Source organism: Rhodococcus sp. NPDC060090 (assembly GCF_042729855.1).
GTDB lineage: Bacteria > Actinomycetota > Actinomycetes > Mycobacteriales > Mycobacteriaceae > Rhodococcus.
In genome coordinates this window covers 15,409-32,430 of the sequence record NZ_JBHWXB010000009.1, presented here as the reverse complement: position 1 = coordinate 32,430, position 17,022 = coordinate 15,409, and the positions used below count along the sequence as shown (strand labels likewise).

At 67.7% G+C, this 17,022-nt stretch carries 13 protein-coding genes; 2 read left to right on the top strand and 11 right to left on the bottom strand.

Annotated features, from left to right (window positions below):
* Positions 1 to 55: 55 nt before the first annotated feature.
* Positions 56 to 1,516 carry an NAD(P)H-hydrate dehydratase gene (locus ACFWCF_RS13855; protein WP_378562152.1) on the bottom strand — a complete coding sequence of 487 codons (1,461 nt, stop codon included), beginning with the start codon at positions 1,514 to 1,516 and terminating at the stop codon, positions 56 to 58.
* A gap of 52 nt (positions 1,517 to 1,568) precedes the next feature.
* Complete coding sequence (gene glmS, locus ACFWCF_RS13850) at positions 1,569 to 3,434, bottom strand: glutamine--fructose-6-phosphate transaminase (isomerizing) (RefSeq protein ID WP_378562149.1); 1,866 nt, start codon at positions 3,432 to 3,434, stop codon at positions 1,569 to 1,571.
* A 139-nt stretch (positions 3,435 to 3,573) separates the two neighbouring features.
* Between glmS and ACFWCF_RS13845 the strand changes: the two genes are divergently transcribed.
* The gene (locus tag ACFWCF_RS13845) at positions 3,574 to 4,422 is read left to right on the top strand and encodes a hypothetical protein (RefSeq protein WP_378562146.1); all 849 of its coding nucleotides are present in this window, start codon (positions 3,574 to 3,576) and stop codon (positions 4,420 to 4,422) included.
* A gap of 9 nt (positions 4,423 to 4,431) precedes the next feature.
* On the opposite strand, the gene ACFWCF_RS13840 is transcribed toward ACFWCF_RS13845, so the two are convergent.
* The 9 genes from ACFWCF_RS13840 to eccCa all read right to left on the bottom strand — a co-directional run bounded on the left by ACFWCF_RS13840 (position 4,432) and on the right by eccCa (position 15,250).
* Positions 4,432 to 5,766 (bottom strand): hypothetical protein, encoded by a 1,335-nt coding sequence (locus ACFWCF_RS13840; protein ID WP_378562143.1) that lies wholly within the window; start codon positions 5,764 to 5,766, stop codon positions 4,432 to 4,434.
* The gene (locus ACFWCF_RS13835; RefSeq protein ID WP_378562140.1) at positions 5,763 to 6,110 is read right to left on the bottom strand and encodes a hypothetical protein; all 348 of its coding nucleotides are present in this window, start codon (positions 6,108 to 6,110) and stop codon (positions 5,763 to 5,765) included. The genes ACFWCF_RS13840 and ACFWCF_RS13835 overlap by 4 nt, the downstream gene beginning before the upstream one ends.
* Positions 6,111 to 6,218: 108 nt before the next feature.
* Positions 6,219 to 7,556: a phosphoglucosamine mutase gene (gene glmM / locus ACFWCF_RS13830; protein WP_378562137.1), complete on the bottom strand. Its 1,338-nt coding sequence runs from the start codon at positions 7,554 to 7,556 to the stop codon at positions 6,219 to 6,221.
* Between the two features lie 169 nt (positions 7,557 to 7,725).
* Positions 7,726 to 8,259, bottom strand: a complete 534-nt coding sequence (gene rpsI, locus ACFWCF_RS13825) for a 30S ribosomal protein S9 (RefSeq protein WP_378562135.1) — start codon at positions 8,257 to 8,259, stop codon at positions 7,726 to 7,728.
* Entirely contained in the window at positions 8,256 to 8,699 is a 444-nt protein-coding gene (rplM, locus tag ACFWCF_RS13820; protein ID WP_378562132.1) for a 50S ribosomal protein L13, read from the bottom strand. The genes rpsI and rplM overlap by 4 nt, the downstream gene beginning before the upstream one ends.
* A 285-nt stretch (positions 8,700 to 8,984) precedes the next feature.
* Entirely contained in the window at positions 8,985 to 9,290 is a 306-nt protein-coding gene (locus ACFWCF_RS13815; RefSeq protein WP_378491996.1) for a WXG100 family type VII secretion target, read from the bottom strand.
* 44 nt (positions 9,291 to 9,334) lie between these two features.
* Positions 9,335 to 9,676, bottom strand: coding sequence for a WXG100 family type VII secretion target (locus ACFWCF_RS13810; protein ID WP_378562129.1), 342 nt, complete (start codon positions 9,674 to 9,676; stop codon positions 9,335 to 9,337).
* Between the two features lie 133 nt (positions 9,677 to 9,809).
* Entirely contained in the window at positions 9,810 to 11,267 is a 1,458-nt protein-coding gene (locus tag ACFWCF_RS13805; protein WP_378562126.1) for a type VII secretion-associated protein, read from the bottom strand.
* Entirely contained in the window at positions 11,249 to 15,250 is a 4,002-nt protein-coding gene (gene eccCa, locus ACFWCF_RS13800; RefSeq protein WP_378562123.1) for a type VII secretion protein EccCa, read from the bottom strand. Before eccCa ends, ACFWCF_RS13805 begins: the two co-directional genes overlap by 19 nt.
* A gap of 201 nt (positions 15,251 to 15,451) precedes the next feature.
* On the opposite strand from eccCa, the gene eccD reads away from it, so the two are divergent.
* Positions 15,452 to 16,915: a type VII secretion integral membrane protein EccD gene (gene eccD / locus ACFWCF_RS13795; RefSeq protein WP_378562120.1), complete on the top strand. Its 1,464-nt coding sequence runs from the start codon at positions 15,452 to 15,454 to the stop codon at positions 16,913 to 16,915.
* Positions 16,916 to 17,022 lie beyond the last annotated feature (107 nt).

The following is a 17,022-nucleotide window of genomic DNA, read 5'->3' as shown; positions in this document are numbered from 1 at the left end:
GATTGATCCTGCCACCGCAGCGATCGGCGTCGTCGGGGAGCCCGGGTGTGTCCGATTACGATTCGGATGCGTAGGCCCGCAGAATTCGCACCGCGGCACGGAGCTGCTCGGAGATGGCGCTCGCCGATACCGGTGCAGTTCCGGCTCTCTCGCCGTCCTCGCCGCGCGCTGCGAGATTCGCGGCAAGTGCGTGCGCACGTGCACCCGCCGCCGCAGCCAGGTCGATCGGCATGCCCGACGACATCAACGCTCCCACGAGCCCGGACAGCAGGTCCCCGGCGCCCGCGGTCGACGCCCACGACCCACCCGCGTCGTTGACGAACGTGTGTCCGTCCGGTCGGGCGATGAGCGTCGCATGGCCCTTGAGCAGTACGTGCACCTGCCAGTCCGCGGCAAGCGCCCGCGCGGCAGCGACACGATCCGACTGCGGGTTGCCGCTGCCGGTGAGCCGCGCGAACTCCCCGGCGTGCGGGGTCAGCAGTGTCGGCGCGGAACGCCCCCGCACGAGCGACGGGTTGCGCGCGAGGAGGGTCAGTCCGTCGGCGTCGACGAGCACCGGCAGATCGGTCGCCAGAACATCGCGCAGCGTGTCCTCCGCCTGCTCGTCGGTACCACCGCCCGGCCCGACGACCCACGCCTGCGCCCGTCCTGCAGCGTCGAACGTCGGGGCCGCGACGACCTCCGGGTAGCGCGCGAGGACCTCTGCCGCCGCACTGCCGACGTAGCGCACCATGCCGGACGTCGCGGCCACCGCGGCGCCCGTGCACAGCACCCCCGCTCCCGGATAGTGCGCGCTGCCTGCCACGATGCCGACCACGCCCTGGCTGTACTTGTCGTCGTCGGCGCCGGGCACCGGCCAGACGGCGCCCAGTTCGGCAGGTTCCGCCGACACCAGGTCCGCGGGCGGCAGATCGAGACCGATATCGATCAGTTCCACACGACCGCATCGGGCAGGCGCCAGGATGTGCACGGGCTTCCGCGCGCCGAAGGTGACCGTGAGGACCGCGTTCACTGCCGGCCCCTCGACCTCACCGGTGTCGGGGTCGACACCGCTCGGGGTGTCGATCGCGACGATCGGCGCGGTGATCGCATCGACGAGAGCAGCGGCTGCCGGACGCAACGGTCCACGACCAGAGATCCCGACGATGCCGTCGAGCACGAGGTCGGGATCACCGAGATGCTCGGGCGTCGCCGGCGCCGTACGACCCCCGGCAGCGCGCAGCGCTGCGAGTCCCGCGGGGTGCGCGCGCTCGGCGTCGAGCAGCAGTGCTGTCACCGCGACCCCGCGCCGACGCAGGAACGTGCCTGCCCACAGCGCGTCGCCACCGTTGTCACCGGAACCGACGAGCAGGCTCACCTTCCGGCCGGCGACAGCGCCCGTGCGTGTGTGGAGTTCATCGGCGACCACTCGAGCGAGCCCGTACGACGCTCGGCGCATCAGCGTTCCTTCGGGCAAGGCCGCAAGGAGAGGCGCTTCTGCGGCGCGTACCTGCTCGCACGGGTAGTAGCTGCGCATCGGTGCTCCCGGTCGCTCGGCCTGTTCTACGTGTGACTCATGTGTGCTTGCTCTACTCCACGGTGACGGACTTGGCGAGGTTACGGGGCTTGTCCACGTCGTACCCACGCGACTGCGCGACCTCCGCAGCGAACACCTGCAACGGCACCGTCGACAACAACGGCTGAAGCAACGACGGCGACGCCGGGATCTCCACGAGGTGATCCGCGAACGGCCGCACCGTCTCGTCACCCTCCTCGGCGATCACCACGGTCACCGCACCACGCGCCTGGATCTCACGGATGTTGCTGAGCAACTTGCTGTGCAGAACTGCGCGTCCCTTCGGCGACGGCATGACGACGATGACGGGCAACCCGTCCTCGATCAACGCGATCGGCCCATGCTTGAGTTCACCCGCCGCGAAACCCTCCGCGTGCATGTACGCCAGCTCCTTGAGCTTGAGCGCACCCTCGAGTGCCACCGGATATCCCACATGCCGACCCAGGAACAACACCGCGGGCGACGCCGCCAACTCCCGCGCCAACTCCCGCACCGGCTCCATCCCGCCCAGCAACTGCTCGATCTTCGCGGGCATCGCCTCGAGCTCCTGATACTCGCGCGCCACCTCATCGGGATACTTGGTGCCCCGCGCCTGCGCCAACGCCAACCCCACCAACAGGTTCGCCGCCATCTGCGCCAGGAACGCCTTCGTCGACGCCACCCCGATCTCCGGCCCCGTCCGCGTGTACAACACCGCATCCGCCTCACGCGGAATCTGCGCACCGTTGGTGTTGCACACCGCCAGCACCCGCGCCTTCTGATCCTTCGCGTGCCGCACCGCCTCGAGCGTGTCCGCGGTCTCCCCCGACTGCGAGATCGCCACGACCAGCGTCGACCGGTCCAGCACCGGATCCCGATACCGGAACTCCGAGGCCAGCTCCACCTCCACAGGCAGCCGCGTCCAATGTTCGATCGCGTACTTCGCCACCAGACCCGAGTGATACGAGCTACCACACGCGACGACGAACACCTTGTCGATGTCGCGCAGTTCCTGATCCGACAGACGCTGCTCGTCGAGCACGATCCGGCCGTCGACGAAATGCCCGCGCAACGTGTCCGCGACCGCGGTGGGCTGCTCCTCGATCTCCTTGAGCATGAAGTAGTCGTGGCCGCCCTTCTCCGCGGCCGCCAGATCCCAGTCGATGGTGAACGGCTGCGTCGGCACATCGGTGTTGCCGTCGAAGTCGGTGACCTCGTACGAATCCTTCGTGATCACCACGACCTGGTCCTGGCCGAGCTCGACGGCATCGCGGGTGAACTCGATGAACGCCGCCACATCCGAGGCGATGAACATCTCACCGTCGCCGACACCGACGACCAACGGTGTCGAGCGGCGGGCCGCGATGATCGTCCCGGGGTGATCGGCATGCACGAACACCAGCGTGAACGCACCTTCGAGGCGGCGCAGCACACTGCGGGTGCTCTCGACGAAATCGCCGGCCGTGGGCCCCTCTGCGTAAGCACGGGCCACCAGGTGCACCGCAACCTCGGTGTCGGTGTCGGATTCCAGTTCGACGCCGGCGTCTTCGAGTTCGGCGCGCAACGGCGCGAAGTTCTCGATGATGCCGTTGTGGACCACCGCCATCCGGCCGCTGGCATCGCGATGCGGGTGCGCGTTGCGGTCGGTGGGCCGACCGTGCGTCGCCCACCGCGTGTGTCCCATCCCGGCCGTGCCGTCGAATCGGTCCTCGCCGATCTCGTCGAGTTCGGCTTCGAGGTTGGCGAGCCGACCGGCCTTACGCTCGACAGCGAGGCCACCCTCGCCGTCGAGGACGGCGATACCGGCCGAGTCGTAACCTCGGTACTCCATCCGCCGAAGGGCCTCCACCACGACGTCGAGGGCACGGCGGTGCCCGACATACCCCACGATTCCGCACATGGTTAGCAGGGTACTTGGCAGGGAGGGCTCATCGACAACGCACTGGTGGCCCGGTGGCGAGCGCTACACAGGACCGCTGCGGCACGCCCATCTCGATCACCACACCCGTCTCCCGACTCGATCGGCTAACGTTCTCGCCGTGGCGGCGAACCCGAAATCCCTGGCTCGGCAACTCTCGAAGCGCGGCCCCCATACGGTGCTCCGCGGCGACCTCGCGCTCGCCGGTCTCCCCGGCGTCGTCTATACCCCTGCGGAAGGCTTCAACCTTCCCGCGGTGGCATTCGGTCACAGCTGGTTGACCGGCATCAGCAAGTACTCGGGACTGCTCGAGCACCTCGCGTCCTGGGGGGTCGTGGCGGCCGCACCCGGCACCGAACGTGGGCCTGCCCCTTCCTCGATCGGATTCGCCACCGATCTGCTGACCACCCTCGACATCTGCACCGGGGTGCGTCTGGGCACCGGTCGCATCAGCGTGCACCCACACCGACTGGCCCTCGCCGGGCACGGACTCGGCGCCGGTGCCGCGATCCTCGCTGCAGCACAGCGCAGGGTGGCCGCTGTCGCGGCGCTCTATCCCACCCCCACCACCCCGTCCGCGGCCCAGGCCGCCGCTCGCGTCGAAGCACCCGGGTTGGTGCTCGTCGGAGAGAAGAGCGTCGGATCGATGAACAGCGACGCGGTGTCGGTAGCCCAACAGTGGGGTGGGGAGGACGTACAGCTGCGCGTCGTCGACGACGCCGACGACCAAGGGCTCGTCGAGGGCCGCCGGCTGCTCGGTGCGCTCGGGTTCGGTGGCGCCGAACGGAAGACCCAGGAACGCACTCGGGCGCTGCTGACAGGGTTCCTCCTGTATCGACTCACCGGTGACAAGACCTACGCGGCGTTCGCCGATCCCACCACCGAAGTACCCGGCTCCACTGTGATCACGGATCCTTCTCTGGTCGAGCAGGATCTCGGTAGCCGGATCAGCACGCTGCTCAGCTTCTGACGCAGAGGGTCACAACGGGCCTGCCTCGGCCAGCACGACACCGTCTCCGTCGTCCGTGGGTGGCTCTGCTTCGTCGGAGTCGGTGGTCGCGGCGCCCGCGTTCGCTCCCGTACGACGATCGACCCGGACCCCGGCCGGCACCTGAGCGACCACCGGACCCGATGGTCTCGCGCCTTCTGACGGCGAACTTTCCGGGGGCAGGAGTTCCGGCTCCGAGGGCAGGATTCCCGAGGACAGGGCTCCCGAGGACAGGGATTCCGGCCGCGGAGTAGGAGCAGGTTCCGCATGCGCTGCCAGACCTGTCGGCGGGGGCAGGATCGGCGGGGGCAGGATCTGCGGAGACACAGAACCTTCGACGCTCGGCCCGACGATACCGAACGTGACGGCATCCGCGACGGCGGTCGCTCCCTCCACCGCTGTCGTCGCGAAATCGACCACCGCGCCGGTCAATTCCGCAACGGCCCCGACGAGTTCTCGACCGGCATCCACAAGATCGGTTGCCGCTCGCAGCACATCGGTCGGCCCGTCCGTGATCCCGGCCGTATCGCGGGAGCCACCACCGAGGTACCTCGCGCCCTCGGACGCCGGTGCCGGTGCCGGTGCCGGTGCCGGTGCGTCGAGCAGGTCGAACGCCCGGGCAACTGCGGAGAGGTGGTCGTCGACCGTGTCGTCGGCGATATCGCACGTCGCGATGAACCGGTCGATTCGTTCCTGGATCGTGGGCCCGAACACCTCGTGCAACCATCGCTCACACCACGCGGCCACGCTGCCCGGTCCGGGACTCGGCGTACCGGATTCCGCACACCAACTTGCCACCTGTTCGACGGTGGGGCCTGCAGCGTCGCCGTCGCGCGCTCCCGCAATGATGACGTCTATGTCCTCCGGGGTCCGGCCATCGACCGACCCACCCGCGAACTGCCCGATCTCATATGCCTTCTCGGCGACCGCACGGGTAATGCCGTCGACCGCACCCGTACATGCTCCGGCCAGGGCATGCACCGCGTCGAACACTTTCGCACCGCGCTGCACCGCTCGGTCCAGGTCGTCGCGGGCAAGGTCACCGGCGTCACCACGCCACGCTGAACGCAACGCACGCACGCCATCCGTCTGCTCCTCGATGCGACTCGCCAGATCTGCCACGAGTCGGGTGAACACGGCCGCGTCGTCCGCGAGTACCGACACGTCGAGCCCGTTCTGCTCGTCGTAGCGGCTGCCCAGCCCTTCGACGGTGACCCGGCCTGCGATACCGACCTGGTGGGCACGGGGGAGGTACGCGGCGAAGAAGTCCAGACCGAGTGCACCGGCATCGAGCATGTCGCTCAGACGCGCGCTCGGTGAACTCATCGAGGGGGCTCCGTCCGGATCTCGCGCAGTGCGTCGACCGTGGTTCGTTCCTGGTCGTGGTATCCGTCCGCTGCCGCGGCCGCAGCGTCTGCATACCGGTTCGTCGCCGCTGTCCACTCATCCAGCGCACGCCGCAGTCGCATGTAACCGTCTTCGACGGCAACACCGCGCGTCCGATACCTCTCCCCTGCGTACCGGGGCCCGAATTCCAGGGCTCCGAGGGCACGGCGGCAGGCTCGGTCTGCAGCTACCGCGGAACTGGTCACCGTCGAGGCGACGGCTCTGACCGCTGTGTCGTCGAAATACAACAGGTCATCGGAAAACAGTTCGGATCGTGGCTCCACGTCCACTCCTTCACGTGTCGGTCGACACCGTCACAGAGTTGGACGCAGCGCAGGAGGATCCGGTTCCCTTTCGACGAAAAGAATCGACTGCCCGCAGGCGGCGATCGCTCAGACGCCGGCGACGACCTTGGCGAGACGATCGGCGACCGCCTGTGCCTGGGCGTCCTCCGCCGCTTCGACCATGACACGTACGAGCTGTTCGGTGCCGGACGGACGCAGCAGCACTCGACCTGTGTCGCCGAGTTCACGTTCGGCTTCCGCGACAGCCTCCGCGACCGCCCGGTTCGCAGCGACCGCCGCTTTGTCGGATACGGCGACGTTGACGAGGACTTGCGGGAGCGATCGCATCACCGCGGCCAATTCCGCCAGGGGCGTGCCGGTCGATGCGATCCGTTCCATCAACCGCAGCCCGGTCAGGACACCGTCGCCGGTCGTGCCATGTGCAGGGAAGACGACGTGCCCGGATTGTTCGCCTCCGAGGGAGAATCCGCCACGACGCAGTTCCTCGAGTACATACCGGTCGCCGACTCCGACGGTCACGACCTCGATGCCGGACTCCCGCATCGCCAGGTGCAGACCCAGATTGCTCATGACAGTCGCGACGAGAGTGTCCTCGTGCAGCTCGCGGCGGTCTCGCATGCTCAGTGCCAGCACCGCCATGATCGCGTCGCCGTCCACGACCGCACCGGATGCATCGACCGCGAGGCAGCGGTCCGCATCACCGTCGTGCCCGAGACCGAGGTCGGCGCCGTGCTCGAGTACCGCCTTCTGCAGGGATTCGAGATGCGTCGACCCGCAGCCGTCGTTGATGTTGAGGCCGTCCGGTTCGGCGCTGATCGCGATCACCGTGGCACCGGCGGCGGCGTAGGCGGCGGGACCGACGTGCGACGCCGCGCCGTGTGCACAGTCGACGACGACGGTGACACCCTCGAGCGACACGCTCGTCGCACTCGCGAGGTGCGCAAGGTAGCGATCTGCGGCGTCGGAGGCGGTCCGGATCCGGCCGACGCCGGCCCCGGTCGGCCGCGCCGGAGTCACACCGTCGTGCAGTGCCGCCTCGATACGGTCCTCGGCGGCATCGTCGAGTTTGTGACCGCCCGCGGCGAAGATCTTGATTCCGTTGTCCGGCATGGGGTTGTGCGACGCCGAGATCATCACGCCGAGATCTGCGGCGTACTCACCGGTGAGGTACGCGACCGCAGGAGTGGGCAACACACCGACCGACACGACGTCGACACCGGCTGCGGCAAGGCCCGCGGTGACGGCGGCTTCGAGCATCTCGCCGCTGGCACGCGGATCGCGCCCCACCACTGCAACCGGACGACGACCGTCGCGGCCCGGCGCGAGCACGGTCGCCGCAGCACCCGCGAGTTGCATCGCCAATTCCACTGTCAGTCCGGCGTTCGCCATTCCGCGAACTCCGTCGGTGCCGAACAACCGGGCCATGTACACGTCCTTCACGTCGAAGCTGTCGAGTCGCCGGAAGACAGGCCGCCACGAGCACTGCCCCCGAATCAGAATGCACGAAAGCAGGCGCCGGTAGTAGTTCTCTACCGGCGCCTGCTCTCGTGGTCGAACAGGTGCCGAGGCTGACAAGGTCAGCGTCGGCGACACATCAGCGCTTGGAGTACTGAGGTGCCTTACGTGCCTTCTTGAGACCGTACTTCTTACGCTCGGTCGCACGCGGGTCACGCGTGAGGAAGCCTGCGCGCTTGAGCGCCGGGCGGTCCTCGGGGGTGACCTCGATCAGCGCACGCGCGATGGCGAGACGCAGAGCGCCGGCCTGGCCGGACGGTCCGCCGCCGTGGAGACTCGCGTGGATGTCGAACGACTCGCTGCGCTCGACGGTCACCAGCGGCGACTTCACGAGCTGCTGGTGCACCTTGTTCGGGAAGTAATCCTCGATGGTGCGGCCGTTGAGCACGAACTTGCCGGTGCCGGGCATGAGGCGGACGCGAGCGACTGCCTCCTTACGGCGACCGACGGTCTGGATCGGGCGATCGAACACGATCGGCTCGGCGGGTGCCTCGGCGAAGTCCTCGGCAGCCTCCTCGACCACGTATTCGTCCGCGGCAACCTCGACGTTGTCGACGTCGACGTTGTCAGCGAACTCTTCGGGATTCACGCTCTGCTCCTCCGGCGCCGTCACTGGGCCACCTGCTTGATCTCGAACGGCACCGGCTGCTGCGCGGCATGGGGGTGGTTCGGGCCCGCGTACACCTTCAGCTTCTTGGCGATGGCGCGGCCGAGCTTGTTCTTCGGGAGCATGCCGGTGACGGCCTTCTCCACGAGACGGTCGGGGTTCTTCTCGAGAACCTCGCCCACGGAACGAGCGCGGAGACCACCCGGATGACCGGAGTGGCTGTAGAGGAACTTGCCCTCGCGCTTGTTGCCGGAGATCGCGACCTTCTCGGCGTTGATGATGATGACGAAGTCACCACCGTCGGCGTGCGGGGCAAAAGTGGGCTTGTGCTTGCCACGGAGCAGGCTCGCCGCCTGTACCGCAAGGCGACCGAGCACCACATCAGTGGCGTCGATGACGAGCCACTGGTGGCTCAGGTCGCCGGCTTTCGGTGTGTACGTAGACACAGATCTTCCTCGTCTATCGTTTCGCTGCTGGCCCGCCTGCCGCACATAGTCGCCCTCGGCGGCCAGTTGAGACCCGAGAGACGACACTTGCCGCGCACATGGCTACGACAGCGTGCGACACGCCGATCGCACACATTACCCGTCCCTCGGTCGCCGGGTCAAAGAACGGCTCTCGGAGCACTCCGGATCGCATCCCCGCCAGATCACACGATGTCCCGGTGGCCTCTCCACCACCGGGACATCGCGCGGCGAGTCTCCCCGGTCACTCGCCTCGTGAATGGACCATCACCCGCCGTGCCGGGCTGCGTTCATCCTTTCGGTGATCTGCATCTGCTCATTGCCGCGCCCCACAGTTCCGCTGATCTCTGCCAGCACCTGGTTCAGACCGAGTCGGGCCTGGGACCAGCGCCGCTGGGTGTCCGCGTATGCCTCGTTGGCCTTGCCTTCCCAGCTGTCGTCCAGTCGGGCCACCTGGGCCTCGATGCCGTCGAGGATGCTGTTCATCTGCTTCTGGACCCCGGCGACTCCCGCGTTGAGGGTGTCAACGCCTTCGAAGTTCTGGAAGATCTCGCCATTCGAGCCGAACGCCATTGCCTGCTCCTTGAGTGTTGTGTGATTGCCCGCCGTCGGGTCGGTCAGTAGTCGCCGCTGAGTGCACTGGCCGCGCCCTTCAGCTCCGTTACCTGAGTGGCCGCAGCCTCCTCGTAGGACCGGCCGCCGGTGCGGACGGCCTCGGCGATCTCGTCGAGCGCCTGGTTCAACTGGTTCGCATTGTGAGTCCAGCGCTCCATGATGCTCGTGAACTCCGTTGCCCCCTGGCTCTTCCACACCGCCGACGTCTCCGACACTCGCGCGCCGAGCGTCCTCACCGCGCCCTCGAGTTCCTCGCGTGACTGCTGCAGCTGAGTCGACGCCACTTCCATTGCGACGACGTCAGCGTTGAGCTGCTGTCCACCACCGGTTCCGCCCTCACTCATCGTGCACCCCTCCATCATTCTGCGTCCCGGTTCACTCGGCCCCCGTTGGTCCGACCGTTTCGCCCCTACACCTGATTCGACGCAGCCCGCACCGGATCGGTTCCGCTCGATCCGAACTACATCGAAGTTTTTTTCACACCGGCTCCACTGTGTGGACGGCCTGCTCACATTCGCTTCTGATTCCGGTCCATTCTTCGGCGAGGAACTGACAGCCGATCGAGACCTGCAAGCCCGGCATGACCACGACCGACCACCTCACCGTGGAGAACTCGTCGGGCACCTCTACGTACGAGATGACCGGCCGGTCCCCGAAGCGCGTGTCCGAGTCCAGCTCTCGGATGACTCCGCTGCGCGCCGTCGCGCGGGCAGCAAGGCTCCTCGCCACCGCATCCGAATCGATTCCGTCCGCGAGAGCGGAGTACACGACCACGATCCTGCGGTCGGGGCCCGAATCCGGGAGCAGCTCAGCTCTTCCCGGCTCCGACCGTCCGGCATCGCGTATGCGCCAATACGACGGAAGGTCGAGACGTACGGGACCGAGATCGATCGTGGCGAAGTCGGGCGCATCCTGATCGGACGCCGCCGCGACGGGGGCATCGATGGACGGTTCCGGCCGGACGGCCGCCGCACTGTCGGCGACACTCCCGTCCGCGACGGCCTGGCGGAGGTTCGCATCACCCGACAGGAACACGATCGCGGCCACCACGACGATCACGATCATCGCTCCAGCGATCACCCATCCGAAGCTGGGTGCGCGTGACGGCTCGGGCATGGGCGCACGGATGTCCTGCAGCCACTGCGCCGTGGACGATCCGACCTCGACGCCAGGCGCCGCCTCCCCCACCGCGGTCGGCGCGGACATTTCTGTGATCGGCGCAAGCATTTCCGAGGCCGCGACCGGCACGACCCGAATTCCACGTCCGATCCGCTCGGCCAACCTCCCGCACAGTTCGACGCCCGCAGGCTCACCCGGGATTCCCGTCACCAACAACACATCCGGGTCGTTCCGCCCGGAGACCGATCCGATCAGAGCCTCGAGGCGCGTCACGCCGTCGTCGGAATCCGCCGCGTCCGCCGCCAGGCCCGGATCCCTCGCCACACGGTCGATCACGGCCCTGCCCCCGGGACACGGTTCGAGCAAGGTCGCTGTGACCCCTTCCGCCGCGACCTCGAGAGCCACGCATCGCACATCCGCATCCATCTCGATCGCGTCGTATGCAGCGACCGCAATCGGCACCAACTCCGCATTGCGCGCAACATGCCGAGCTGCGGTGTACAGCGCGTCGCGGCGCCGCGCGCTCCACTTCGTGGGATGCACCACCACGACAGTTCCGGTGTTCGGGGGCGCACCCACCGCAGCAGCGGCGTAACGCACCAGACCTGTCAGCAACTCGGCGGAGTCGTCTGTTCGGGCGGCAGCGAGAACGTCGGTTACCTCGAGCGACGTCGCGGCGTCTCCGAAGACCCATCCATCGCCCAGTCTCGCTGCCACGGCAGGCACGTAGCGGATTCGCTCTGCCCGGCGCGCACACACGCTGGACGCTCCGACGTGCAGCCCGAGGACATCCGCGCTCACGACGGCTGCAGCCATGCCGTCTGGATGAGTTCGTTACCGTTGCGTCGCACGAGAATTCCTCGGCCCGGCGGCATCGGGCCGGGTCTTGCCGTGCCCACGAGCGCGCCTTCGTCGCGGTTTCCGCTCATGATCAGGCCCGGCGTGGACAGGTCACGTAGCCGGGCGATGACCGGTTCGTACAGCGCTCGGCCTGCTCCGCCCGCGCGTCGCGCGACGATCAGGTGCAGACCGATGTCCTTGGCCTGCGGCAGATACTCGAGCAACGGGGTCAGCGGGTTCTGTCCCGATGTGGCCACCAGGTCGTAGTCGTCGACGATGACGAACACTTCTGGGCCGTTCCACCACGACCGGTCGCGCAGTTGCTGTTGCGTGGTGTCGGCTCCCGGGAGCCGACGTTCGAAGACCCCGGCGAGTTCGGTCGTCATCGCAGACAGAACCGATGTGCCCGGTGCGTAACCGCCGAGATGGTCGCCTTCGACGACGCCGAGCATGGTCCGGCGATAGTCCCCGATGATGATCCGTGCCTGCGCACCGGTGTTCGACTCCATGAGGCTCCGGCAGATTCCGCGGAGCAGCGCAGTCTTCCCACAGCCGGAATCGCCGAACACCAGCAGGTGCGGGCTCTCGGCGAAGTCGAGGGTCACCGGTGCGAGCTCCGCTTCGTCGATTCCGATCGGCACGCGCAGTCGCTGCGCGACCGGTGCGCTGATCGGGACCGGCCATCCACCGGGAATCGCGGTGAGGACGGCCGCTCGGTCGATTTCCTCGGGAAGCATCCTGACTGCAGGCGCGTGACCACCCGTGGTTGCAGCTGTGATCGCGGCGACTGCCGCTGCCACGCCGTCGGCCAGATCGTCGACGCCGGAGCTGCCGTCCACCCGCGGCAGTGCTGCCAGCACGTGAAGTCCGTCGCGTTCGATTCCTCGTCCGGGCCTGCCCTCGGGCACCAGTGCTGCCCTCTTACGTCCGTATTCCGAATCGGCCGGGTCGCCGAGGCGGAGTTCGAGGCGGGTGCCGAGATGGTCGCGTAGCGCCGGGCGGACATCCCACCACCGTGGTGCGCTGATCACCACATGAATTCCGTAGGACAACCCGCGTGAGGCCAACACCCCGACGCTCTGTTCGAGTGGTTCGAAGTCCTCCCGGATACTGGTCCAGCCGTCGATCACGAGGAAGACGTCGCCGAACGGGTCTGCCGAGACATGCTGCACTCCGTCGGCGCGCAACCGTCGCAGTTGCGACATCGATTCGATGCCCCATTCGCCGAACTGCCGTTCCCTTCGATGCAGCAACCCCATGAGTTCAGCGACAGTGCGGCGGACCCGATCGGCGGCGAGACGATTGGCCACGGAGCCCACGTGTGGGAGACCTGCGAGCCCCGCAAGGGTGCCGCCACCGAAATCGAGGCAGTAGAACTGCACCTGTTCGGCCGTGTGGGTGGCGGCCATCGACATGATCAAGGTGCGCAGCAGCGTCGATTTGCCCGACTGCGGACCACCGACCACGATGGCGTTGCCTGCAGCTCCCGACAGATCGACGACCAGGGGGTCTCGACGCTGTTCGAAGGGCCGGTCGACGATCCCGATCGTCGTCCGCAAAGTGGACTGGCGCAGAAGATCTCCGGTCAGCAGCGAGTGCGACAGCAACATATCGAGGCTCGCGGACTCGTCGAGCGGCGGCAACCACACCTCATGTGCGGGAGTGCCGTGTCCGCGCACTCTGCTGACCACGACGTCGAGGACACTGCGGCCGACCTCGGAGGAGGTCGTGTCGATGTCCGGGGCCTGGCCGGCGCCCGGCGGCACGGGCAGAGGTACACCACGATCGACCGGTACCTCTCGTGCGGTGAACACACGAGGGCCAGGAATCCCGGCAGCTGCCGTCCGGATCCGGCGCGCCGGGCGGCCGGGTTCGTACGGCCCCGACACGTAGGCCGCGTCGAAGCGTACGATCTCGGCCGAATCACATTTGAGGTAGCCGGCACCCGGCGTTGGCGGCAGGCTGTAGGCATCCGGAACACCGAGGACACTCCGGGATTCGTTCGCGGAGAAGGTCTTCAAACCGATCCGGTAGGACAGGTGACTGTCGAGGCCGCGCAGTTTTCCCTCGTCGAGTCGCTGGCTCGCCAACAGCAGATGCATGTGCAGCGACCGTCCGAGACGGCCGATCGCCGCGAAGAGATCTGCGAACTCGGGCTGCTGAGAGAGCAGCTCGGAGAACTCGTCGACGACGATGAACAGTGCGGGCAGCGGTGCCAGCGGAGCACCTGCGGCCCGCGCCTTCTCGTAGTCACCGACGTTGGCGAAGTTGCCGGACGCCCGCAGCAGCTCCTGCCGGCGCGTCATCTCTCCCTCGAGTGCGTCCTTCATCCGCTCGACCATCGCGAGTTCGTCGGCGAGATTGGTGATGACCGCAGCGACGTGGGGACTCCGGTCGAGCCCGAGGAAAGTCGCGCCCCCCTTGAAGTCGACGAGCACGAGATTGAGCGCATCGGGTGAGTGCGTCGCGACGAGGCCGAGCACGAGGGTCCGGAGGAACTCACTCTTTCCCGAGCCCGTGGCACCGATGCAGAGTCCGTGAGGACCCATTCCGTTCTCTGCGGACTCCTTCAGGTCGATCTCGACCGGAGCGCCGTCCGCACCGACACCGATCGGCACTCGCAGCCGGTCGCGACCGGATCGTGGCGCCCATGCCTGCTGCGGATCGAATCGCGCGATGTCGCCGAGCCCGAGTAGGTCCTGCCATGTCTCGATGCTGTCGTCTGCGGCGCCGTCGTCCGTTGCAAGCTGGGTCGCGGCCCGATATGGGGCAAGTCGTCGCGCAAGTGCCTGCGACTGCGGGGCGCTGATCCCGTCGACCTCCGCAAACGTCTCCACCGAGCTTCCGGTCCTCGCCCCGAGCCGACCGTTCTCCGCGACGAGCTGCAGCCCACGAAGCGCCGCGAGCCGCGGGGCGAATCCGGAGAGGTCGAGCAGAGTCACCGAGTCGAGCCCGTCGCCGAGCAGCCCGGACCCGGATCCGGAGACCCCACCGTCGATGACGATCAACAACTGCGGAACGCCCTCGACAGCGGGTGTTCCGCGGACGAACCGTCCGCGCGCGGACAGGTGTACGCCGAGGACCGTCTCGAGCTCGAGCACCGAACCGAACAGCATGCGTGCGCTCCCTGCACCGTCGCGCGCATCCGGATGCTGGGCATGGGGAAGCCACTTGACCCACTCCCACTCCGCCGCCGTGTCAGGTCCGCATACCACCGCTACCTGGAGTACGTCGGGCGCGTGGAACGTGCACAGCTGCGCGAGCATCGATCGAGCCAATTGCTGCGCCGTCTCCCGATCGCCGCCGATCCCGACCGATGCGAAGCCGCGCAGCGATACCGCCGTCGGGAGTGCGGGTACCACCGAGTGTGCGCGGACGAAGCGGCGCAACGACACTGCGGCAACAGGTTCGAGGTCCTCGACCGGACCGGTCTCGGGAGCGATGAGCTTCGTGGCCAGGCGCTGCCCGCCACGGCCCACCCGAACGTGGCAGAAGTCGACGTCGGCCGTGCGGCGTTCCCACATCCGCACGGTCCCCACGAGGGTCCACAACAACGCCGGATCCGGGTGCGTCCACTCGAGGGCCCGCCGCTGCCCCGAACCGGTCTCTGCCACGTCGCGCCGCAGGGTGTCGAGGTAGCGCAGGTAGTCCTTGCGATCCTCGTTCGTCTCGGAGGTTTTCGCGCCCCCACCGCGACCGCCGTTGGCCAGCATGCCGATCATCGACACCATCATCATCAGCGGGAAGATCAGGGCCATCGGGCTGCGCGCCATACCGGAACTGAACATGAGCGCGACCATGCCGATCATCGCCGCAACCATCACCAATGGCAGCAGCTTCATCAGCAGATTGCCCGGTGTGGCTCTCGGAATATCGGGCGGCGCCTGCAGACTCACTTCACCACCGGGTGCACGCGGCGCATCCCGTCGTGTTTTGCGCGCGAACCGCACAGTGCTCAAGTTCCCCAACCCCCGTACACACAGGCCGCCGACAACGACCTACCCCCCTCGGTGGTGGAAGCGTAGCGCACCATCGCGACAGTTACATCCGCGACGATGCCGTCAGCGGTTCCGCCGCGATGTCGTAAGGTCTGCGTCGTCGAAAGGTCCGCGCCGCCTTCGGTCGCCGGGCCGGCGCACGAACGACGGGGGAACAATTCGATGACGACTGTACCGACGAGCCCGAACGTACCCGGTGCGGTAGCAGCACCGGAATTGTGCCGTATCACGGTGCTCACCAAACACTCCGAGGTCGACCTGACTCTGCCACTGGGCGTTCCGGTTGCCTTGCTGCTCGCGGGAATCGTCGACCTCGTGGCCGCGCATCGACCCGACAACGAGTTCGACGTCACCCCCGAACGGGTCGAGCCGGAAGCATGGACCCTGGCACGAATCGGCCAGGGTCCGCTCGCAGGTGAACTCGGTCTCGACGAGCTCGGGATCCGCGACGGTGAGGTCCTCGTCCTCGAGCAATCCTCGGCACCGTCGTCACCGCCGCTGTTCGACGACGTGATGTACAACGTGGCGGTTGCGGGCCGCGACCGGTTGCGCCGATGGTCCGATCGCACCGCGGCCATGGTCGGTGCAGCGGTCGCGTCGGCGTCGATCACGATCGGGTGCGGGTCGTTGCTCCTGCTGCCGTCTTCCGGCAGCGAGCGGGCGGTCGCGGGAATCGTCACCGCGGTGCTGGCGCTGCTGCTCGTCACGGCAGCCGCCGTCATCGCACGGGTCTACCTCGACCGGCTGATCGGGCTGCTGCTCGCGGTGTGCGCGGTCCCTGTCTCCTCGGTCACCGGAATGCTTCTGGTGCCCGGCGACTTCGGTGCACCACACCTGATGCTGGCGACCATCCTCACCGGAGCGGTCGGCGTGGTCGCGGTGAGTGTCACGACGGTCGGACTCGCAACGTTCACTGCGATCCCGACGATGTCCGCGGTCGCGACGATCGCACTGGTCATCGGCACGGCCACCTCCGTACCGGTTCAGGCGCTCGGAGCCGGCGTCGTCGTGACCGCGCTACTGCTGGCGACCTTTGCCGCTCGTGCGGCCACGCTCCTCGCGCGTCTCCCCCTGCCTCCGGTTCCCGCACCCGGAACATCCCTGGACCCGGTGGTTCCCGATCCGGACGACGAGAACCCGCCGCCCACGTTCGAGGAGCTCGAGGCGAAGACGGCGCGTGCCCGAGCTCATCTGACCGGGTGGGTGTACGCGGTGGTCGTGCTCGCGACAGCAGGTGCGTGGTGCGCGGCGTGGCCGATACCGGATGCGGGTATCTCATGGCCCGGGGTCGCGTTGGCCGTAGCGACGGGAATCGTCCTCATGTTCCGGGGACGCACATACATCGGGGCGGAGCAGGCGGCTCCGATGATCGTGGGTGGTGCAGTTCTCGTCCTGGGTCTGGTCGTCGCCGCCGCTCTCGCCGGAACCGTCGCTCCGCAGGCACTCTTCGGGGTCACCGTCGTATTGTTCGTCGGCGCCCTGATCTTCGGGGTCGTTGCGCCGCGGCGCACGTTCACACCTGTGCAGCGCCGGATCAGCGAAATCGCCGAGTACACCGTCATCGCCACGATCGTGCCGTTGGCATGCTGGGTTGCCGGTCTCTACTCCGCGGTCCGTGGGCTGTGACGCACCTCCGCGGTCCGCGGACTGTGACGCACCTCCGCGGTCCGCGGACTGTGACGCACCGTCGACGGTCCGTCCCGGCTTCCTTCGTCACCACCCTGGTCGTCTCA

Bases quoted from the DNA above. Each gene is read 5' to 3' on its own strand.
- ACFWCF_RS13855 (WP_378562152.1), bottom strand. From the start codon at position 1,516: ATGCGCAGCTACTACCCGTGCGAGCAGGTACGCGCCGCAGAAGCGCCT.
- glmS (WP_378562149.1), bottom strand. From the start codon at position 3,434: ATGTGCGGAATCGTGGGGTATGTCGGGCACCGCCGTGCCCTCGACGTC.
- ACFWCF_RS13840 (WP_378562143.1), bottom strand. From the start codon at position 5,766: ATGAGTTCACCGAGCGCGCGTCTGAGCGACATGCTCGATGCCGGTGCA.
- glmM (WP_378562137.1), bottom strand. From the start codon at position 7,556: ATGGCCCGGTTGTTCGGCACCGACGGAGTTCGCGGAATGGCGAACGCC.
- ACFWCF_RS13815 (WP_378491996.1), bottom strand. From the start codon at position 9,290: ATGGCGTTCGGCTCGAATGGCGAGATCTTCCAGAACTTCGAAGGCGTT.
- ACFWCF_RS13810 (WP_378562129.1), bottom strand. From the start codon at position 9,676: ATGAGTGAGGGCGGAACCGGTGGTGGACAGCAGCTCAACGCTGACGTC.
- ACFWCF_RS13805 (WP_378562126.1), bottom strand. From the start codon at position 11,267: ATGGCTGCAGCCGTCGTGAGCGCGGATGTCCTCGGGCTGCACGTCGGA.
- eccD (WP_378562120.1), top strand. From the start codon at position 15,452: ATGACGACTGTACCGACGAGCCCGAACGTACCCGGTGCGGTAGCAGCA.